Source organism: Enterovibrio makurazakiensis (assembly GCF_050336585.1).
Classification (GTDB): Bacteria; Pseudomonadota; Gammaproteobacteria; order Enterobacterales; family Vibrionaceae; genus Enterovibrio; species Enterovibrio gelatinilyticus.
This window is the reverse complement of sequence record NZ_JAKJSE010000034.1, coordinates 17,488-36,855: the sequence shown is the minus strand read 5'-3', so window position 1 is coordinate 36,855 and position 19,368 is coordinate 17,488. Positions and strand designations below refer to the sequence as shown.

Sequence of the window (19,368 nt, the reverse complement as noted above, 5' to 3'; positions counted from 1 at the left end):
ATGAACGTGCTGTCGCGTTATTGGCATCAGTACAAATGGCGAAATACGTTATATGCCCCGCTTTTTGAGACGCCAACAGATCACGAGCTGGTTGCGCTCGATTGCGAAACCACCAGCCTCGATCCTCACAAAGCCGAGTTAGTGACGATTGCAGCAACAAAAATACGCAACAACACCGTTATTACCAGTGAGCCTCTGACACTCACCTTGCGCGCACCTTCATCGTTAAACGCCCAATCGGTCAAAATACATGGTATACGCCATCAAGATCTCAACGATGGTTTGACCGAAAAAGATGCCATGCAACAACTGATCGATTTCATCGAAAATCGGCCCATCGTGGGGTATTACATTCACTATGACAAAGCCATTCTTGATCGCTATGCCAAACGGCTATTAGGGTTCAAATTGCCTAACGCCACCATTGAGGTCAGTGACATCTACCGCAAAAAGCTCGAACACGTGCTTCCCAACGCCGATTACGATTTGAGTATGGAGGCAATAGGACACAACTTGGATTTACCACTGTCTGGACGACATGATGCACTTCAAGATGCCGTCAGCGCAGCCTTGATATACGTACGTTTAAAGTACGGTGACGTGCCAGTACCCAGATCGTATTGAACATCACGCAACTAGGTGCATTCAAGTGAGATCAGTACCTCATTGCGAGGCTCGTCAGTTCACAAATATCAGAGAAAATGTACACGTCATCCTAAAGTCTAATTGTCGAGAACCCTCATCTGACCGACCTTAATGTAAAACAAGACCACAATACCGTACCCTATTCTTATATGACGTGGTCGAAAAATCAGGATGCCTGACAGCATCACGCAGGAACACAAGGAGAAAGATAATGAGTGAGGTTCACCTGCACCCGGTAATGCCGGAGATTGAAGCAAACGCGCACGTAAACAACGATGGCTACCGTGAGATGTATCAGCAATCTGTTGTTAACCCAGAAGGATTCTGGCGCGAACACGGCAAGATCGTTGACTGGATCAAACCGTACACCAAGGTGAAGCACACCTCTTTTGATACAGGCCACGTCGACATCAAGTGGTTCGAAGATGGCACACTCAACGTTTCTGCTAACTGTATCGACCGCCACCTTGCAACCAAAGGCGACCAAGTCGCGTTAATTTGGGAAGGTGACGACCCAGCTGATGACAAATCACTGACCTACAACGAACTGCACACCGAAGTGTGTAAGTTTGCCAATGCATTGAAAGGCCAAGGTGTTCGCAAAGGCGACGTAGTTTGCCTATACATGCCTATGGTACTTGAAGCTGCCGTCGCAATGCTGGCTTGTACCCGCATCGGCGCAGTTCACACCATCGTATTCGGTGGCTTCTCACCAGACGCCCTTGCAGGCCGCATTGTCGATTCCAACGCAAAAGTCGTTATCACTGCCGATGAAGGCGTACGTGGTGGACGCGCTGTTCCTCTAAAACAAAACGTTGATGCTGCGCTAGCGAATCCAGCGGTCAACTGCGTGGAAAAAGTGGTTGTGTATCAACGCACTGGTAACACTGTTGAGTGGCAATCAGATCGCGACGTATGGTGGCATGAAGCCACGGCTGTCGTATCAGACAACTGCGAACCCGAAGAGATGAGCGCGGAAGATCCACTGTTCATTCTTTACACTTCAGGCTCAACGGGCACACCAAAAGGCGTACTTCACACTACAGGTGGTTATTTGGTTTACGCCACCATGACGTTCAAGTACGTATTCGATTACCAAGAGGGCGAAGTTTTCTGGTGTACAGCAGATGTAGGTTGGATCACTGGCCACAGCTACCTAGTCTACGGACCGCTGGCAAACGGCGCTAAAACCATTTTGTTCGAAGGTGTACCTAACTATCCATCAACGGCGCGCATGAGCGAAGTGGTTGATAAGCATCAGGTCAACATCTTGTATACCGCACCAACGGCGATTCGCGCATTGATGGCGAAAGGCAACGAAGCCGTTGAAGGCACCAAGCGTGATTCATTGCGCATCATGGGCTCCGTGGGCGAACCGATTAACCCTGAAGCGTGGGAGTGGTACTACAAGACCATCGGCGACAGCAAATGTCCTATCGTTGATACTTGGTGGCAGACTGAAACTGGCGGCATTTTGATTTCACCACTGCCAGGCGCAACCGCGTTGAAACCTGGCTCAGCAACCCGTCCATTCTTTGGTGTTCAACCTGCTCTTGTCGACAACATGGGCAACATCGTAGAAGGGGCGACAGAAGGTAACTTGGTCATGTTGGACTCATGGCCAGGTCAAATGCGTACTGTCTTTGGTGACCATGAACGCTTCGAGCAAACCTACTTCTCAACCTTCAAAGGCATGTACTTTACGGGTGACGGTGCACGTCGTGATGAAGACGGTTACTACTGGATCACAGGACGCGTTGATGACGTATTGAACGTATCAGGCCACCGCATGGGTACGGCGGAAATCGAATCTGCGCTCGTCGCATTCGACAAAATTGCCGAAGCCGCTATTGTCGGTGTACCGCATGATATTAAAGGCCAGGCAATCTACGCGTACATCACGCTTAACTCTGGCGAAGTACCAAGTGCAGAGCTAACCAAAGAAGTGAAAAACTGGGTACGTAAGGAAATTGGTCCTATCGCCACTCCAGATTTCATCCATTGGACAGATGCATTGCCAAAAACCCGCTCAGGTAAAATCATGCGCCGAATCCTACGCAAGATTGCAACTGGCGATACTGGCACACTGGGTGACACTTCCACATTGGCCGATCCGGGCGTGGTTGATAAACTGATCGCTGAGAAGTCTAGCGTGGTTTAATGTTCACTTAAGTCGATGAAAAGGCCGCAGTGCGGCCTTTTTTATTCCTATCGTTTTAAACGCAAAGCCACTACTCACCTTTATCAATATCAACGTATTGCACATCGGTTCATGGGAGCGAGATAACACTTTTCGTTTCGGAAGTGGTCAAATCGTGAACTATCACCTCTTAATCCCAGTCATAAACCCGTAATCTATAACGCTGAATGTCTTAATATGTCTGATTAGACCAGTATTTTGCTGCCATTTGCGGTGATTTCTCTATAATTGCCAGTGAGTGAATGGTCGGAGTGCCATTTTATAGGCTCTCGCACCACTCTGTGTTGAAAAGCAGAAGTTACGGTCTTTTCGCAACAAGAACAGGAACAAAGCGATCAATATGACGACAAATCGCAAAGTTTTACTACTCAATGGCCCCAACCTCAATATGCTGGGCGTTCGTGAGCCTGGGCACTATGGACAGAGAACGTTAGACCAAATTGTCGCCGATCTGACCTCACTTGCTGCAAACCTCAACCTCCAGCTTGAACATCTTCAGTCAAACGCCGAATACGCGCTGATTGACAGAATTCATCAAGCCATGGGTAATGTTGATTTCATTATTATCAACCCTGCTGCTTTTACACATACAAGCGTGGCGCTTCGTGATGCCATCCTTGCAGTGGGTATCCCATTCATTGAGGTACACCTATCTAACGTCCACGCACGCGAACCTTTTCGCCACCACTCTTACTTTTCTGATAAAGCAGAAGGAGTGATTTGTGGCTTAGGTGCCGACGGATACGAATTTGCACTGAAGGCAGCGGCTCGCCGCCTGCAGTCAGACGCCAACTGAACAACAATTTTGAAGAGACTAGACACCATGGATATTCGTAAAATCAAGAAACTGATTGAGCTGGTTGAAGAATCAGGCATTGCTGAACTAGAGATTTCGGAAGGTGAAGAATCCGTGCGCATCAGCCGTGCAGTTGCACCTGTTGCAGCTCCAGTACAGTATGCAGCAGCGCCGGTTCCAGCACCTGTAGCACCTGCACCAGCGGCGGCGGCACCTGTTGCAGCTCCAGTTGAAGCAGCACCTGCAGAAGTCTCTGGCCACAAAGTTCTTTCGCCAATGGTAGGTACTTTCTACCGTTCGCCAAGCCCAGAGGCTTCAGCGTTCGTAGAAGTCGGCCAATCAGTCAACGTTGGCGATACACTGTGTATCGTTGAAGCGATGAAAATGATGAACCAGATCCAATCTGACAAAGCAGGTGTGGTGAAGCAGATTTTGTGTGTAGACGGTCAAATCGTTGAGTTTGATGAAGCACTGATCATCATCGAGTAATCGAGGACAGTTATGTTAGATAAAATTGTCATCGCTAACCGCGGTGAGATCGCGCTTCGTATCCTGCGTGCATGTAAAGAGCTAGGCATCAAAACCGTTGCCGTTCACTCTACCGCTGACCGCGATCTGAAGCACGTGCTGCTGGCAGACGAGTCGATTTGTATCGGCCCTGCATCAAGTGTTGAAAGTTACCTGAATATTCCACGCATCATCAGTGCAGCAGAAGTCACTGGTGCTGTGGCTATCCACCCAGGCTACGGTTTCCTGTCTGAGAATGCGGATTTCGCAGAACAAGTCGAGCAATCTGGCTTTATCTTCGTTGGCCCTCGCGCTGAAACCATTCGCATCATGGGCGACAAAGTTGCAGCCATCAATGCGATGAAAAAAGCGGGCGTTCCATGTGTACCGGGTTCAGATGGCCCGTTGGACAACGATGAAGCGAAAAACAAAGCATTTGCTAAACGTATTGGCTACCCAGTAATCATCAAAGCCTCTGGGGGCGGCGGTGGTCGTGGTATGCGTGTTGTACGCTCTGAAGCTGAGCTGGTTGAATCTATCGCGATGACTCGCGCCGAAGCCAAAGCAGCGTTCAATAACGATGTGGTTTACATGGAGAAATTCCTAGAAAACCCTCGTCACATTGAAGTGCAAGTATTGGCAGACGGTCAAGGTGGTGCAATTCACCTTGGTGAGCGTGATTGTTCAATGCAGCGTCGCCACCAGAAAGTGGTGGAAGAAGCCCCTGCACCGGGTATCACCGCTGAAATGCGTCGTTATATCGGTGAGCGTTGCTGCCGTGCATGTATCGAAATTGGTTACCGCGGCGCGGGTACGTTTGAATTCTTATATGAAAACGGCGAGTTCTACTTCATCGAGATGAACACCCGTATTCAGGTTGAGCACCCTGTGACCGAAATGGTCACTGGCGTTGACTTGATCAAAGAGCAACTGCGCATTGCTGCAGGTCAGCCATTGTCATTCACGCAAGACGATATCGTGATTCGTGGCCACGCCATTGAATGTCGAATCAATGCGGAAGATCCAGTGCGCTTCCTGCCGAGCCCAGGTAAAATCGATCGTTTCCATGCACCCGGCGGTATGGGCGTGCGTTGGGAGTCTCACGTATACTCTGGCTACACTGTGCCTCCTCACTACGACTCCATGATTGGTAAGCTGATTTGTTTCGGTGAAAACCGTGACGTAGCAATCGCTCGCATGCGTAATGCATTGAGTGAGACCATCATCGATGGCATCAAAACTAATATCCCGCTTCAGCTGGAAATTATGAAAGATGAAAACTTCCAGCACGGTGGCGCGAACATCCACTACTTGGAAAAGAAATTGGGTATTCATAAGTAATCACGCGATACGCGGATTCCTCAATCTCTCGAAAGGCTGCAGCAATGCAGCCTTTTCTTTTTTCGAAGCCAAATACTCCCCGATTCCATTGCCGATTTATCTTAAGCGATAGAGTCATCTAGCAGGTTGTCCTCGCCGCCCTCTGCTCGACATAAACTAACACGCATCTTACCCCCTGCACCTTATGCAAGATTACGAGTACAATATGCGCCTTTTCTTCACACTGTATTGTTGCAAACAGACGCTGGAAACCACCGTTTCTGTTTTGGAGACGTCTTATGAAGACACTTAGCAGCCGATACCGCCAAGCACATAAAGAAGCTAAATGGGCCATTGCGCTCGCCATCGCTTATTTCGTTTGGTGGTATGCCTCCGCCTATGGACTTGCCCCTGAAGGCATCGAGCAAACACTTCCGACGCTGTATTTCGGCATGCCACTTTGGTTTCTCATGGCATGCGTTATCGGTCCGTTCATCTTTACCGTACTGTGCGCCTTGATGGTGAAGTACCTCTATAAAGATATGCCTCTCGATATCGAACAGGACTCGTCCAATGAATAGCCAGTTACTCATTCCGATGGCGCTGTATTTGGTCGCCGTGTTTGCCTTAGCTATTTACTCGCGCCGAGAAGGTCAAAAGAGCCAAGGTTTTTTAAGCGAATACCTACTCGGTAACCGCAGCATGGGCGGTTTTGTGCTTGCTATGACATTAGCGGCAACTTATGCCAGTGCAAGTTCGTTCATCGGGGGCCCAGGCGCCGCGTATAAAATGGGATTAGGCTGGGTATTACTGGCGATGATCCAACTGCCCGCAGCTTGGCTCACGCTCGGCGTTCTGGGTAAAAAGTTTGCCATTGAGTCTCGCCGCCACAATGCACTCACACTGAATGACATGCTCTACGCACGATATAAAAACCGTGCCGTGGTCATTTTTGCCTCCCTTGCGCTGCTACTGGCCTTTTTCGGCACCATGGTGGTTCAGTTTGTCGGTGGCGCACGTTTGCTTCAAACCGTCACCGGGCTTTCTTACATGCACGGGTTAATGCTATTTGCCTTAACAGTCGGCATATACACCACCATTGGCGGCTTCCGCGCAGTGGTGATGACCGACACCGTACAAGGCATCATGATGATCATCGGCACCATTGCACTCTTGGTTGGTATCGTGCATGCAGGTGGCAGCATTGGTGAGATGATGACAGAGCTGCACGCCATCGACCCTGCACTTATTACACCTTACGGCCCTGATGAATTCCTCTCACAGCCCTTCATGCTCAGTTTCTGGGTATTGGTGTGTTTTGGTGTGATAGGGCTACCTCATGCCGCGGTGCGCTGCATGTCGTATAGATCGAGTGGTTCTTTGCACAAAGGCATGGTGATCAGCACCGCCATGGTGGCATTTTTAATGCTAGGGATGCACCTCGCTGGCGCGCTCGGTCGTGCCATCGTGCCAGACGTGGCAAACCCCGACCAAATCATGCCAACGTTAATGATGACGGTACTCCCTCCAGTGGTTGCGGGGGTGTTCCTTGCTGGGCCGATGGCAGCCATCATGTCCACCATTGATTCGCAACTGATTCAGGCATCTGCGACGTTACTGAAAGATTTGTACCTCAACTACATCAACCCTAACGCCGAACGCCAACCTGAAATAGAAAGCAAGCTACCAACACTCTCTCTTTGGGTGACCGGAATTTTCTCATTGCTTGTGTTTGTCGCCGCCACTAACCCACCAGATATGATTATCTGGCTTAACTTACTGGCCTTCGGGGGTATGCAAGCTGTTTTCCTTTGGCCTCTTGTTCTCGGTTTGTATTGGAAGAAAGCGACAGCAGCAGGTGCAATGGCTTCCATGTTGACAGGGCTGGGTAGCTATGCGGCATTGTCGACCTTCAAACCAGATATGAGCGGTATTCATGCCATTGTACCTGCATTGAGTATTAGCCTCGTGGCATTCATTATGGTCAGCACACTCCAGCATCAACGTCTTCAGCCCACCGCAGACGCGTAAGGTAATACATTCCCCCTCTCGGACAGCCTCGGCTGTCCGTTTTTTTATGTTTTCTTAGCGATACGCTTCCTCGACCCTATGCGAGCTGACTACTTTTTATGCTAGAATCCGCCCCCTAAAACCGTAGTGAAACGAAAAAAGTGAATTAACCATGCCTTGGATTCAAATCAAACTGAACGCAACAGCGGAAACGGCAGAGCCAATCGGCGATATGCTGATGGACGACGCAGGCGCACTGTCAGTGACTTTCCTTGATGCTAAAGACACACCTGTCTTCGAACCTATGCCAGGTGAAACCCGCCTGTGGGGTGAAACAGACATCGTGGCACTTTACGATGCAGAAACCGACATGGATGCGGTAATGAGCATACTGAAAGCAAGCCCACTGCTTGTTGAAGGTTTCGCGCATAAAATCGAACAATTGGAAGACAAGGATTGGGAACGCGCTTGGATGGACAACTTCAAGCCAATGCGTTTTGGTCAGCGTCTTTGGGTTTGCCCAAGCTGGTGTGATGCACCCGATCCAGACGCCGTCAACATCATGCTAGATCCTGGTCTTGCATTTGGTACGGGCACACACCCAACGACCTCTCTTTGCTTAGAGTGGCTGGATGGCCTCGACCTCAATGGTAAAACCGTGATCGACTTTGGTTGTGGCTCAGGCATTCTTTCGCTGGCAGCTTTACTGTTAGGTGCAGAAAAAGTGATCGGTATTGATATCGACCCTCAAGCACTACAAGCGTCAAAAGCTAACGCAGAACGCAATGGCGTTTCAGATCGTCTAGAGCTTTACCTGCCAAAAGACCAACCAGAAAACCTACAGGCTGAAATTGTGGTCGCGAATATTCTCGCTGGTCCATTACGTGAGCTTTCTCCTGTGATCAAAAGCCTGATGATGCCAAACGGTAAATTGGCAATGTCTGGTGTTCTTGAAGCACAAGCAGAGTCTGTTGCCGATTGTTACCGCGATGAATTGAACGTAGATGACATCATTGTGAAAGAAGAATGGTGTCGTATTACGGGCCAGAAAGCCTAACTCAGTGATAATTGAACATTTTTTGTACTAAAAAATTGAATTCACTGACTTTTTAGAAAATCAAGACAGAACGCTCAAATATTGGCCTTTTCAGAGCGAGAAAAAATGCGTAAAATGCGCGCCCTTGCTGAGTTAGAAGGTAATACCTTGCAAATCGGACCATACAAGCTGGAAAACACCCTTATCGTCGCGCCCATGGCTGGCGTAACAGATAGGCCATTTCGCGAGCTTTGCCTTAGCCACGGTGCAGGCATGGCTGTCAGTGAAATGATGTCTTCCAATCCAGCGATGTGGCGAACCGCTAAGTCGATGAACAGGATGGTTCATCTCGATGAAAAAGGGATTCGTTCTGTTCAGATTGCAGGTGCAGAACCAACTTTGATGGCAGATGCCGCACGTTACTGTGTTGAGAATGGCGCTCAAATCGTCGATATCAACATGGGTTGTCCGGCAAAAAAGGTCAATAAAAAACTGGCCGGTTCAGCATTGCTGACCCGACCCGACATCATTGAGCAAATCCTGAAAGCAGTGGTTTCTGCGGTTGATGTTCCTGTCACCCTGAAAACACGGACAGGATGGGATCCGGAGAACAAGAATTGTCTCCAGATTGCCAAACTGGCTGAAGACTGCGGCATACAAGCACTGGCCCTACACGGTCGTACACGTGCTTGTATGTATAAAGGAGAAGCTGAGTACGACAGCATTCGTGCCGTTAAAGAGGCTATTTCTATTCCCGTTATCGCCAACGGAGATATTGATACCCCTCAGAAAGCGAAACATGTGCTGGAGTACACAGGTGCAGATGCCTTAATGATCGGCCGCCCGGCACAAGGGCGTCCATGGATTTTCCGAGAAATCCAACACTACCTCGACACGGGTGAAGAGCTTGCTGCTCCACCTATGAAAGAAGTAGAAGCAATTTTGTTAGGTCATGTTCAAGAGCTACACCAATTTTATGGTGAACTTAAAGGACTACGTATCGCACGCAAACACGTGGGATGGTACCTGAAAGAACATGATCTAATTGGCGATTTTCGCCGGACTTTCAACGCAATCGAAGACGCCAACCAGCAGATCGATGCGCTGCAAGATTATTTCGTAAACGTTGCATAAAATACGAGAAGAGCTGACAGAGTATGTTCGAACAAAACCTGACTTCAGAAGCATTGACAGTGACTACTGTGACTTCACAAGATCAAATCACCCAGAAGCCACTGCGTGACTCAGTAAAAGCCTCCCTAAAAAACTACCTAGCGCAGTTGAATGGCCAGGAAGTCAATGACCTGTACGAGCTGGTACTGGCAGAAGTTGAGCAGCCACTGCTGGACACCATCATGCAATACACTCGCGGTAACCAAACCCGCGCAGCAACCATGATGGGTATCAACCGTGGTACTCTGCGTAAGAAACTGAAAAAATACGGCATGAACTAAGTTCAAGCCCTATAAACAGTTTTAAAACAAAGGCCAAGCTTCTAAAGCTTGGCCTTTGTTGTTTCTGCTTCATTAGAAATGAATTCCTCACACAGCCCTCACGCCTCTTTCACAATCTCAAATTGCACGCGCCTATGCTCTGAACTTATACTCTCTCCCTAAATCGCTCGGCCTACACGTATGACTGGAGAGACACAATGGGGCACACCAACGCCACCAGCGACACCCAAAAGATGAGCAACCAAGACAAGCCTGCCATCTTGCATATCTGTCTTTCTACTGGCTGGGGCGGCCTTGAGATGTACCCTTCTCGTATGGGCAAAGAATTTATCGACAAAGGCTATCGCGTGTTTGGGCTGGCATCAGAAAACTCTCGCGTTGCCAATGCCATGAAAGAAGCAGGCATGGACGTGTTTACCGTCCCGAAAAAAGCAGCACTTTTTGGCCCAACGCTTTTTGCGCTCAATAAATGGCTCAAGGCCAACAATGTACAGATTGTGCATTGCCACAAATCCGGCGACATCTTGATCTCTGCTTTATTGAGCCTTTTGACACGCAGATACACCCTGTTTACCGAGCATATGGGTGTGAAACGCCCTAAAAAAGATATCTACCACCGCTGGGTCTATGGTCACGTCGATCAGGTGCTTTCAATCAGCAACGAAACCTACCAACGCAATATCAAAGCGCTCCCTGTCGTCGAAAACAAAGTCGAAAGGCTATGGCTAGGCACCTACATTGAGAACAAAACGTTCGATGAAGAAAATCGCCCCCACCTTTTAGCGGACGAATATGGCCTTTCTCACGACACCACTTTTATTGGCTCTGTGGGTCGTATCTGCGATGGAAAAGGTCAGGCCGACTTGTTAGCAGGGTTTGAATTGATCGCGGCTGATTATCCCAATACGCACTTGGTATTGATTGGTGGGCTCAACCCTGATGAAGGCGCAGATGAAGATTTTTCTAACAAGCTGCAAGAGAAAGCCAAGTCTTCCGTTTTTGCAGACAGAGTGCATCTCGCAGGGTACCGTAAAAATGTGCCTACGCTGTTAGAAGAAATTCAGATTGTCTGTCTACCCTATTGGAATGAAGCATTTGGCTTAACGGCGATTGAAGCCATGGCCCAGCATTGCGCCATCGTGGCATCAAATACAGGGGCGCTACCTGAGATATTGGAAGAAACAGGCGTGTATTGCGCACCTCAAGATCCGCAGTCTATTGCTGCAGGGCTGAAACAGTATTTGGATGATCCCGCGCTAATGGCGAAAAATGCACAAGAAGGATATTTACGCGCTGTTGAGCATTTTTCGATGCAGGGGCACGCAGACAAGCTTGAAGAGATCTATTTGAGAGGTGTTTAGTCTTCCTTCCTCTTGAATGCCTCTTGAATGCCGCACAATGAACAACTAGCCAAAAAACATAAAAAAAGCGCCAACAATGGCGCTTTTTTTTATGAAAGCCTAAAGATGATTAGGCTCTGAGCAATTACAGGTATTCACACAGGTAAGCTGTGGTTTGCTCAACCTTCACTTGGAAAGATGATTCACCTGGGATTTCAAAGTCATCACCTGCGCCGAAGGTTTCCCATTCGATATGACCCGGCAACTTAACAGTCAGCTCACCTTTAATCACTTTCATACGCTCAGGGGCTGCTGTACCAAACGTGTACTCACCCACTTCCATCACGCCTATGCTCAATGGGCCTTTGTTTTCAAAGCTGATGGACTTCACGCCACCATCAAAATATTCGTTTACCTTTAACATCTTTGTCCTTACTTATCTTGTGATGTACCCATTCGATGGCAAGGTGTGTGTTTGTCACTGCGCTATATTCGGCGGGTACGTATCCTTTCGGTTTCCCTGACGCTATCACACTCTTTTTGCGTTCCCAAACACTATTTAGTCTAGTGACGAAGAGAACCAAATCAGAGTCTTAAGCCGTATCACGTATTTTATACACTTGGTATGCGCTGCATGTGCCAGACTTACCAATCACACGCGTTTTTATTAACAAGGAACCCACAATGTCACAAGTTACGTTTCATGGACAGCCTCTTCCACTCTCAGGTTCAATCCCAGCCACTGGCGCACCAGCACCTGACTTTTCACTGACGGCGGGCGATCTGTCTGATCTCACGCTAGAAAGCCTTCGCGGTAACAAAGTCGTTCTCAACATTTTCCCAAGCATCGATACGCCTACTTGTGCAAGTAGCGTGCGTGCATTCAATGAAAAAGCGGCATCAACCAGCAACACAAAGGTCGTGTGTGTGTCTGCTGATCTGCCATTTGCTGTTAGCCGTTTCTGCGAGCTGGAAGGTCTGGAGAACGTTCAACACGCGTCAACTTTCCGAAGCCCTGCATTCTTGAAAGACTACGGTCTTTTGATTGCTGAAGGGCCACTACGCGATTTAGCAGCACGAGCAGTCGTGGTATTGAATGAAGGCGGTGTAGTGACTTACGTTGAGCTTGTTGGTGAATTAGGTGACGAGCCAAACTATGATGCCGCACTAGCTGCATTGTCTGCATAATTGCGCTAAGGCAAGAAAAAAAGCGAGCCTATCAGGCTCGCTTTTTCGTTCGAATTAGCTATTCATCTGCGAGCGCTTCAAGTATCGAGCAATGGCTTGCGTCATCATCAACGTGCCCACAGCACGCATCGTTGAGCTTTTTAAGCGCCACACGAATTTGCGCCAGTTCAGCGATTTTCTGATCTATTTCATCCAGCTTCTTTTGAGTGATCCCTTTTACTTCTGCGCAACTATGCTGGCTCGCTTCAAGACGGATATCCAACAATTCTTGAATTTCATCGAGCGTCAGGCCGATACGCTTTGCTTTCAAAATAAAGTGGATACGCGACACGGCATCTTCATCATAAAGACGATAGCCGCTGTCACTTCGTGAAGAAGGCTGAAGTAGTCCGACTTTCTCATAAAAACGCAGAGTATCGCCCGACACGCCCGTCCGCTTGGCTAACTGCCCAATCTGTAACATCTTCATGAATTGTTTCTTCCGGATTCTGTGACAAAACAACAAAAGCAATCGATTGCGTCACCAAATTAGGTTAGAATGTGCGCCATTCCAACGTGAGACACCGCGGTGTCTGGGTCTTTGGCAAAAGGGTCTCTTTCTGACCATTTTGCCAAATATCCTATCCCCACAGTTAAAGAGATGGTAGCAATGGAAAACGCTCGTCCTATTCGTCGCGCATTGATTAGCGTATCTGACAAAACTGGCATTGTAGAATTTGCCAAGACCCTCGCAGAAAAAGGTGTCGATATTCTCTCCACCGGCGGTACTGCTCGCCTACTGGCAGAACAAGGTCTCACGGTCACTGAAGTTTCAGATTACACCGGTTTTCCAGAAATGATGGACGGACGTGTCAAAACCCTGCACCCGAAAGTGCATGGCGGTATTTTGGGCCGTCGTGAAACTGATGACAACATCATGAACGAACATGGTATCGCACCTATCGACATGGTAGTGGTTAACCTTTACCCGTTTGCTGAAACCGTCGCAAAAGAAGGCTGTACGCTAGAAGATGCGGTTGAGAACATCGATATCGGTGGCCCAACCATGGTTCGCTCTGCGGCGAAAAACCACAAAGACGTTACCATCGTGGTGAATGCTTCTGATTATGGTCGCGTTCTGTCTGAGCTAGACGCAAACAATGGTTCACTCTCGTTGCAAACACGCTTTGACTTGGCCATATCTGCCTTCGAACACACCGCTGCGTATGACGGCATGATCGCTAACTACTTTGGTACCATGGTGCCATCGTATGGCGACAACAAAGAAGGTGATGAACCTTCTCCTGAGAACAAGAGCAAGTTCCCACGCACCTTCAACCAGCAATTCATCAAAAAACAAGACATGCGCTATGGCGAGAACAGCCACCAAGCGGCGGCGTTCTACACAGAAGCGAACCCAGAAGAAGCCTCTGTTTCTACTGCGACTCAGCTTCAAGGTAAAGCACTGTCTTACAACAACATCGCAGATACCGACGCCGCACTTGAGTGTGTGAAAGAGTTCGTTGAACCTGCGTGCGTTATCGTTAAGCACGCCAACCCATGTGGCGTTGCGCTCGGCGACAACTTACTTGAAGCGTACGATCGCGCTTACAAAACCGACCCTACCTCGGCATTTGGCGGCATTATCGCCTTTAACCGTGAACTGGATGCGGAAACCGCACAAGCCATTGTTGACCGCCAGTTTGTAGAAGTCATCATTGCACCATCCGTTTCTGCAGCAGCATCTGACGTTGTCAGCGCGAAGAAAAACGTTCGCCTTTTGGTATGTGGCCAATGGAGCACACAAACCACGGGCTTCGACGTGAAACGCGTTAACGGTGGTTTGTTGGTGCAAGACCGCGACCAAGGCATGGTGTCACTGGATGATTTGAAAGTAGTTTCTAAACGTCAACCGACGGAAGAAGAACTTCGTGACGCGCTGTTCTGCTGGAAAGTGGCGAAGTACGTGAAATCAAACGCGATCGTCTACGCAAAAGGCAACATGACCATCGGCGTAGGTGCAGGTCAAATGAGCCGCGTTTACTCTGCGAAAATTGCAGGCATTAAAGCCGCTGATGAGAATTTGGAAGTGGCAGGTAGCGTAATGGCTTCAGATGCCTTCTTCCCGTTCCGTGATGGTATTGATGCAGCCGCTGAAGCGGGTATTACCTGTGTGATTCAACCAGGTGGTTCTATGCGTGATGACGAAGTGGTTGCTGCCGCTGACGAGCACGGCATGGCAATGGTCTTCACTGGCATGCGTCACTTCCGTCACTAAGAGACAGTCACTAATAAATAACACGCGATGCGCAGTATCTCGAAGAGACTGCGCATCTATCCACACTTACGTTTTTGCCCTTTTAAGCGCGCTCTTGCCTTAAAAGAAAGAGGGAACGCAAAAATATGAACATCCTTGTTATTGGTGGCGGTGGTCGTGAACATGCACTTGCATGGAAAGCCGCTCAATCTGCAAATGTTGAAACGGTTTTTGTTGCACCAGGAAACGCAGGCACTGCGCTAGAACCAAAGCTTGAAAATGTCGCTATCGATGTTGAAGATATTGCGGCTCTTGTTGATTTTGCCAAATCAAAAAATGTGGCATTGACGATCGTGGGCCCGGAAGTACCTTTGGTACTCGGTGTGGTTGACGCTTTCCAAGCAGAAAGCCTCGCCATCTTTGGCCCAACACAAGCTGCAGCGCAGCTTGAAGGCTCAAAAGCCTTCACCAAAGATTTCTTGGCACGCCACGCGATTCCTTCTGCGGATTACCAAAACTTCACCGAGATTGAGCCAGCATTGGCTTATGTACGTGAAAAAGGTGCGCCTATCGTCGTCAAAGCTGACGGTCTTGCTGCAGGTAAAGGCGTTATCGTTGCCATGACCTTGGCAGAAGCGGAAGACGCTATCCGTGACATGCTGGCAGGCAACGCATTTGGCGAAGCGGGTCACCGTGTGGTGGTTGAAGAATTCCTTGATGGCGAAGAAGCCAGCTTCATCGTGATGGTAGATGGCGAGAATGTATTGCCAATGGCCACCAGCCAAGACCACAAACGTGTCGGTAACGGCGATACGGGACCAAACACTGGCGGCATGGGTGCGTATAGCCCTGCACCGGTTGTTACCCCTGAGATTCATGACCGCGTGATGAACGAGGTTATCTTCCCGACCGTTCGCGGTATGGCTGCAGAAGGCAACCCTTACTCAGGGTTCTTGTACGCAGGCTTGATGGTTATGGCTGACGGCACACCGAAAGTGATCGAGTATAACTGCCGCTTTGGTGACCCTGAAACGCAACCTATCATGCTACGTCTTCAATCTGACTTGGTTGCACTTTGCCAAGCTGCTGTTGCGGGCAAGCTTGATACGGTTGAATCTAAGTGGGATCCTCGTGCTTCAATTGGTGTTGTGCTGGCAGCAGGCGGATACCCTGCGTCTTACAACAAAGGCGACGTGATTTCAGGATTGTCCGCTGAATCGTCTGACAGCGCGAAAGTCTTCCACGCAGGAACAGCGGAGAAAGACGGTAACGTTGTGACTGCAGGCGGTCGTGTGCTGTGCGCAACAGCGATGGGCGATAGCGTATTAGACGCTCAGCAGCGCGCATACGCGCTTGCATCGCAAATTAGCTGGGATGGTATGTTCCACCGCGATGACATTGGCTACCGCGCAATAGCGCGTGAAAAAGACGCATCGTCTAACTAACACCTACATCAGTGCCAGTACCAAACGCAAAAACGCGCCCATGAGGCGCGTTTTTTAATTCGTGTTTTTTCTTGGTTTAAAACGTTGGTCGTTCGAAACAATCTTCGCTGTCATTGTTGAGCGCAATGATCGCGTCAACGGTATTGGTTTTTCGCCCCACGTTTCCGACAGCTGCAATAAAATTGTCTTCTTGGTTCAGACGCTGCACGATGAAATTCGGTAAAGCGACCTCAAATGACAACTTTTTCTCACGCCCAGTATCACATTCTTCCAAGATACCTTCACTCCAGTACCCCTGGAAGAACTGCTGACCGTTCTTTTTGAGCTCTCTCGCTTGAACCAGCGCTTTTTCTGCTTGCTGGTAATACAGTTCAAGGTCTGTGTTACGCAATGGCCGCATATCGCCATCTAGGCGATTCTGCTGATACACAGCTTGTCCTTCGGAATCATAACGAATAACAAACGATTGGTGCGTTAATTTGTCGTCCATCATCACTTCGCCGTCACGGTGAATTTCGCGGACAATGCCTTTTCGCCAATGATACTCTGTGCTGTATTGGCCGTAATCGCCCATCAACACGTGTTCTGACAAAATTTCTGGAAACCCCTGACGTTCATCCAACCAAAAAATGGTGGTTGCATCACCTTGGACGATAGCCGTTTGGGTTTGTGTAGGAGGCTTGATGCTCTCTGTCGAGCCGCAGCCCGCCAAAGACAAAATTAGGAGTGTTGCGAGAGGTGTTAGCGCTAAACGCATAAATATCCGCCAAAACATAAGACATGCTTTGGCGGAGTATAACTTACTTCACTGCGTCTTTAAGCGCTTTGCCCGCTACAAACGCAGGAACGTTTGCTGCTGCAATTTGAATTTCCTGACCAGTTTGTGGGTTACGGCCAGTGCGCGCAGCACGGTGGTTAACTTTAAACGTACCGAAACCGATCAGTTGAACCTGGTCACCGTCTTTCAGTGCACCTTCGATGCCTGCTAGCGTTGCTTCAAGTGCTGCTTTTGCTTGTGCTTTAGACAGGTCTGCTTTCTCAGCAATCAGGTCGATCAAGTTGGTCTTGTTCATTAGGTCTTCCCTTCTTTAGGTTTTCTTGAGACAAGGCAACTCTAATTCAAAAGAAGCCCGACTGGCAAAGGTTTGTAGCGCTACAAGTGACTGTCTGCAGAGTCTTTAACCACAAACTGAGCGCATCCTCACAAAATATTGGGTATATTCCCTTATCAACACTTGTATTTACTGCGCTAAGACCCGATCTTTGGCGCTACTTTATTCCTGTTTTATTACTATTACGCTGGAAAACGATGATCCTGCTTATCATGTTTGTGGCACTATCTATTGGTGTCTCATTTATTTGTTCTGTACTCGAAGCGGTTCTTTTGAGTATCACTCCCAGTTACTTGGCCCAAATGCGACAACAAGGCCACCCTGCAGCAGCACGCTTACAAGAACTCAAAGATGACATTGATCGTCCACTCGCTTCTATCCTAACGCTCAATACCATTGCTCACACCGTGGGTGCAGCTGCATCCGGTGCGCAAGCGACCAAAGTATTTGGTGATGCATGGCTCGGCGTATTCTCTGCGGTCCTTACATTGGCTATTTTGTTGCTGTCAGAAATTGTACCGAAAACCATCGGTGCGACTTACTGGCGTCAAATGGCACCAGGTGCTGCCTCTATCCTTCGTTGGATGGTATGGGCTCTAACCCCAATCGTTTGGGCATCAGAGCAACTGACACGTCGTTTGTCTCGTGGCAAGGAACAACCAAAGCTGCGTGATGAAATTTCTGCAATGGCACTGCTTGCAAAAGAAAATGGCGAGTTGGCGGATGATGAATCGACCATGTTGACCAACCTACTTAGCTTGCGCGATGTGTCTGTCACCAAACTCATGACGCCACGCCCAGTGTTGTTCCGCGTTGATGCAGACATGACCATTGAAGAATTTCTTGATCAACACCATGACACGCCATTCTCTCGCCCTCTGGTATATACCGAGCAGCGCGATAACATCATGGGCTTTGTTCACCGCCTAGAATTGTTCTACGCACGCCAACATGGTCGCGGCGGCGATAAGCTCGGCACCATGATGCGTCCAATCCCTGTGTTGCACGACTCAACCCACGTACCGAAGGCGTTTGATCGCTTGATGGCACAGCGTTCGCAGTTGGCATTGATTGTGGACGAATATGGTGATGTTCAGGGCATCATCACCTTGGAAGATATTTTTGAACACCTCGTCGGCAAAGACATTGTCGACGAAGCCGACACCACGACCAGCATGCAAGAACTCGCGCATGAGCGTTGGGCTGACTGGAAAGAAACCCATGGTGTGATTGAAAGTAAAGATGATGATGAAGAAGAGGCAAAGCAAGAAGCGATGAAAGCGGAAGCGGCCTCTGCTGAAACCGAAAATACACAAGCAGAAGATGCAAGAGAAAAAGTCGGTGCATCCAGCGACGAAGAAGACGCAAAATCTTCAAAATAAAAAAACGGGCGAAAGCCCGTTTTTTTTTTCATCTCAATCTTCACGGTTTCTTACAGTGACAAACCAAGGTTGCTGACACCGTCTTCGCGAAGTTCAGTACGAATGCCACGGATCAATTCAATATCACGCGACTCTGCCTCTTTAAGTGCTCGGAAGATTTCCCACTGCACATCCCACTCCGCACAAACAGATTCAATTTCCTTTTGATTCTCGTTAGTCACCTCAATCCCAGTTTGTGCTTCTTCTAACTGAGCAACACTCGCGACTGACTGCTGACTGATTTTCAGCACGGATTCCATCATCAAATCGCGATCGAGCAGGGTGTGAAGCAAGGTCGACATTGACACACACGCATCTACGGCCGGGTAGGTCAGATACATGTCGAACTCTTCGTTAGTTGGGATCAACTCCTCGAGCTTCTCAAGTTGATTCTCAAAGTTTATCTTGGCCGTTTTTACAGTCAGGATTTCCCATACTGCATCCAGCAGATTACGAAAAGCCTGCGGTTCAGCAAAGTTTGTTTGCTGACAGAACACCGCATAATTGGGATACATGCGCTCCACCAGCGCTGTCATAAAAGTGATATGCTGCCAAGGTTCAAGTTTTTCGAGTCGCAGCTGGATCGGATTTTGTAACATGGTCTGCCGTCTATCTTATGACACAGCAAGTGCTGGCCAGAAAGGAATTTGGGGCAAGT

At 48.8% G+C, this 19,368-nt stretch carries 20 protein-coding genes; 15 read left to right on the top strand and 5 right to left on the bottom strand.

Annotated features, from left to right (window positions below):
- The 11 genes from L4D06_RS22430 to L4D06_RS22380 all read left to right on the top strand — a co-directional run bounded on the left by L4D06_RS22430 (position 1) and on the right by L4D06_RS22380 (position 11,329).
- Positions 1 to 624 (top strand): 3'-5' exonuclease, encoded by a 624-nt coding sequence (locus L4D06_RS22430; RefSeq protein WP_274166583.1) that lies wholly within the window; start codon positions 1 to 3, stop codon positions 622 to 624.
- A 232-nt stretch (positions 625 to 856) separates the two neighbouring features.
- Positions 857 to 2,806, top strand: coding sequence for an acetate--CoA ligase (gene acs, locus L4D06_RS22425; RefSeq protein WP_274166584.1), 1,950 nt, complete (start codon positions 857 to 859; stop codon positions 2,804 to 2,806).
- Between the two features lie 379 nt (positions 2,807 to 3,185).
- Positions 3,186 to 3,641: a type II 3-dehydroquinate dehydratase gene (aroQ, locus tag L4D06_RS22420; RefSeq protein WP_274166585.1), complete on the top strand. Its 456-nt coding sequence runs from the start codon at positions 3,186 to 3,188 to the stop codon at positions 3,639 to 3,641.
- 27 nt (positions 3,642 to 3,668) lie between these two features.
- Positions 3,669 to 4,130 carry an acetyl-CoA carboxylase biotin carboxyl carrier protein gene (gene accB / locus L4D06_RS22415; RefSeq protein ID WP_274166586.1) on the top strand — a complete coding sequence of 154 codons (462 nt, stop codon included), beginning with the start codon at positions 3,669 to 3,671 and terminating at the stop codon, positions 4,128 to 4,130.
- 12 nt (positions 4,131 to 4,142) lie between these two features.
- Positions 4,143 to 5,489: an acetyl-CoA carboxylase biotin carboxylase subunit gene (gene accC / locus L4D06_RS22410; protein ID WP_274166587.1), complete on the top strand. Its 1,347-nt coding sequence runs from the start codon at positions 4,143 to 4,145 to the stop codon at positions 5,487 to 5,489.
- 278 nt (positions 5,490 to 5,767) lie between these two features.
- Complete coding sequence (locus tag L4D06_RS22405) at positions 5,768 to 6,049, top strand: YhdT family protein (protein WP_274166588.1); 282 nt, start codon at positions 5,768 to 5,770, stop codon at positions 6,047 to 6,049.
- Complete coding sequence (panF, locus tag L4D06_RS22400; RefSeq protein WP_429741455.1) at positions 6,042 to 7,499, top strand: sodium/pantothenate symporter; 1,458 nt, start codon at positions 6,042 to 6,044, stop codon at positions 7,497 to 7,499. The genes L4D06_RS22405 and panF overlap by 8 nt, the downstream gene beginning before the upstream one ends.
- 151 nt (positions 7,500 to 7,650) lie before the next feature.
- Positions 7,651 to 8,535 (top strand): 50S ribosomal protein L11 methyltransferase, encoded by an 885-nt coding sequence (prmA, locus tag L4D06_RS22395; RefSeq protein ID WP_274166590.1) that lies wholly within the window; start codon positions 7,651 to 7,653, stop codon positions 8,533 to 8,535.
- A gap of 147 nt (positions 8,536 to 8,682) precedes the next feature.
- Positions 8,683 to 9,648, top strand: a complete 966-nt coding sequence (gene dusB, locus L4D06_RS22390; RefSeq protein ID WP_274166608.1) for a tRNA dihydrouridine synthase DusB — start codon at positions 8,683 to 8,685, stop codon at positions 9,646 to 9,648.
- A 23-nt stretch (positions 9,649 to 9,671) separates the two neighbouring features.
- Positions 9,672 to 9,968: a DNA-binding transcriptional regulator Fis gene (gene fis, locus L4D06_RS22385; protein ID WP_002542007.1), complete on the top strand. Its 297-nt coding sequence runs from the start codon at positions 9,672 to 9,674 to the stop codon at positions 9,966 to 9,968.
- Positions 9,969 to 10,165: 197 nt separating this feature from the next.
- Positions 10,166 to 11,329, top strand: coding sequence for a glycosyltransferase family 4 protein (locus tag L4D06_RS22380; RefSeq protein ID WP_429741451.1), 1,164 nt, complete (start codon positions 10,166 to 10,168; stop codon positions 11,327 to 11,329).
- 124 nt (positions 11,330 to 11,453) lie between these two features.
- On the opposite strand, the gene ppnP is transcribed toward L4D06_RS22380, so the two are convergent.
- On the bottom strand, positions 11,454 to 11,732 hold the full coding sequence (gene ppnP, locus L4D06_RS22375) for a pyrimidine/purine nucleoside phosphorylase (protein WP_274166592.1): 279 nt from the start codon (positions 11,730 to 11,732) through the stop codon (positions 11,454 to 11,456).
- Between the two features lie 260 nt (positions 11,733 to 11,992).
- Here ppnP and tpx point away from each other — a divergent pair, with 260 nt between their 5' ends.
- Positions 11,993 to 12,496, top strand: a complete 504-nt coding sequence (gene tpx / locus L4D06_RS22370) for a thiol peroxidase (RefSeq protein ID WP_274166593.1) — start codon at positions 11,993 to 11,995, stop codon at positions 12,494 to 12,496.
- Positions 12,497 to 12,554: 58 nt separating this feature from the next.
- On the opposite strand, the gene zntR is transcribed toward tpx, so the two are convergent.
- On the bottom strand, positions 12,555 to 12,965 hold the full coding sequence (gene zntR, locus L4D06_RS22365) for a Zn(2+)-responsive transcriptional regulator (RefSeq protein ID WP_429741449.1): 411 nt from the start codon (positions 12,963 to 12,965) through the stop codon (positions 12,555 to 12,557).
- A 180-nt stretch (positions 12,966 to 13,145) separates the two neighbouring features.
- Between zntR and purH the strand changes: the two genes are divergently transcribed.
- Together purH and purD are read left to right on the top strand one after the other, a co-directional pair.
- On the top strand, positions 13,146 to 14,753 hold the full coding sequence (gene purH, locus L4D06_RS22360) for a bifunctional phosphoribosylaminoimidazolecarboxamide formyltransferase/IMP cyclohydrolase (protein ID WP_429741447.1): 1,608 nt from the start codon (positions 13,146 to 13,148) through the stop codon (positions 14,751 to 14,753).
- Positions 14,754 to 14,878: 125 nt separating this feature from the next.
- Complete coding sequence (gene purD / locus L4D06_RS22355) at positions 14,879 to 16,177, top strand: phosphoribosylamine--glycine ligase (RefSeq protein ID WP_429741445.1); 1,299 nt, start codon at positions 14,879 to 14,881, stop codon at positions 16,175 to 16,177.
- Between the two features lie 76 nt (positions 16,178 to 16,253).
- Here purD and L4D06_RS22350 read toward each other — a convergent pair whose 3' ends face one another.
- Together L4D06_RS22350 and hupA are read right to left on the bottom strand one after the other, a co-directional pair.
- Positions 16,254 to 16,952, bottom strand: coding sequence for a DUF1481 domain-containing protein (locus L4D06_RS22350; RefSeq protein WP_429741443.1), 699 nt, complete (start codon positions 16,950 to 16,952; stop codon positions 16,254 to 16,256).
- 25 nt (positions 16,953 to 16,977) lie between these two features.
- A complete protein-coding gene (hupA, locus tag L4D06_RS22345) occupies positions 16,978 to 17,250 on the bottom strand; it encodes a nucleoid-associated protein HU-alpha (RefSeq protein WP_002542017.1) in 273 nt (90 codons plus the stop codon).
- Positions 17,251 to 17,486: 236 nt separating this feature from the next.
- Here hupA and L4D06_RS22340 point away from each other — a divergent pair, with 236 nt between their 5' ends.
- A complete protein-coding gene (locus L4D06_RS22340; protein WP_429741440.1) occupies positions 17,487 to 18,671 on the top strand; it encodes a hemolysin family protein in 1,185 nt (394 codons plus the stop codon).
- 50 nt (positions 18,672 to 18,721) lie between these two features.
- Here the strand turns inward: L4D06_RS22340 and L4D06_RS22335 are convergent, their stop codons facing one another.
- Positions 18,722 to 19,309, bottom strand: coding sequence for a YjaG family protein (locus L4D06_RS22335; RefSeq protein ID WP_274166599.1), 588 nt, complete (start codon positions 19,307 to 19,309; stop codon positions 18,722 to 18,724).
- Positions 19,310 to 19,368: the final 59 nt, after the last annotated feature.

Bases quoted from the DNA above. Each gene is read 5' to 3' on its own strand.
- L4D06_RS22430 (WP_274166583.1), top strand. From the start codon at position 1: ATGAACGTGCTGTCGCGTTATTGGCATCAGTACAAATGGCGAAATACG.
- acs (WP_274166584.1), top strand. From the start codon at position 857: ATGAGTGAGGTTCACCTGCACCCGGTAATGCCGGAGATTGAAGCAAAC.
- aroQ (WP_274166585.1), top strand. From the start codon at position 3,186: ATGACGACAAATCGCAAAGTTTTACTACTCAATGGCCCCAACCTCAAT.
- accB (WP_274166586.1), top strand. From the start codon at position 3,669: ATGGATATTCGTAAAATCAAGAAACTGATTGAGCTGGTTGAAGAATCA.
- accC (WP_274166587.1), top strand. From the start codon at position 4,143: ATGTTAGATAAAATTGTCATCGCTAACCGCGGTGAGATCGCGCTTCGT.
- L4D06_RS22405 (WP_274166588.1), top strand. From the start codon at position 5,768: ATGAAGACACTTAGCAGCCGATACCGCCAAGCACATAAAGAAGCTAAA.
- panF (WP_429741455.1), top strand. From the start codon at position 6,042: ATGAATAGCCAGTTACTCATTCCGATGGCGCTGTATTTGGTCGCCGTG.
- prmA (WP_274166590.1), top strand. From the start codon at position 7,651: ATGCCTTGGATTCAAATCAAACTGAACGCAACAGCGGAAACGGCAGAG.
- fis (WP_002542007.1), top strand. From the start codon at position 9,672: ATGTTCGAACAAAACCTGACTTCAGAAGCATTGACAGTGACTACTGTG.
- L4D06_RS22380 (WP_429741451.1), top strand. From the start codon at position 10,166: ATGGGGCACACCAACGCCACCAGCGACACCCAAAAGATGAGCAACCAA.
- ppnP (WP_274166592.1), bottom strand. From the start codon at position 11,732: ATGTTAAAGGTAAACGAATATTTTGATGGTGGCGTGAAGTCCATCAGC.
- tpx (WP_274166593.1), top strand. From the start codon at position 11,993: ATGTCACAAGTTACGTTTCATGGACAGCCTCTTCCACTCTCAGGTTCA.
- zntR (WP_429741449.1), bottom strand. From the start codon at position 12,965: ATGAAGATGTTACAGATTGGGCAGTTAGCCAAGCGGACGGGCGTGTCG.
- purH (WP_429741447.1), top strand. From the start codon at position 13,146: ATGGAAAACGCTCGTCCTATTCGTCGCGCATTGATTAGCGTATCTGAC.
- purD (WP_429741445.1), top strand. From the start codon at position 14,879: ATGAACATCCTTGTTATTGGTGGCGGTGGTCGTGAACATGCACTTGCA.
- L4D06_RS22350 (WP_429741443.1), bottom strand. From the start codon at position 16,952: ATGTTTTGGCGGATATTTATGCGTTTAGCGCTAACACCTCTCGCAACA.
- hupA (WP_002542017.1), bottom strand. From the start codon at position 17,250: ATGAACAAGACCAACTTGATCGACCTGATTGCTGAGAAAGCAGACCTG.
- L4D06_RS22340 (WP_429741440.1), top strand. From the start codon at position 17,487: ATGATCCTGCTTATCATGTTTGTGGCACTATCTATTGGTGTCTCATTT.
- L4D06_RS22335 (WP_274166599.1), bottom strand. From the start codon at position 19,309: ATGTTACAAAATCCGATCCAGCTGCGACTCGAAAAACTTGAACCTTGG.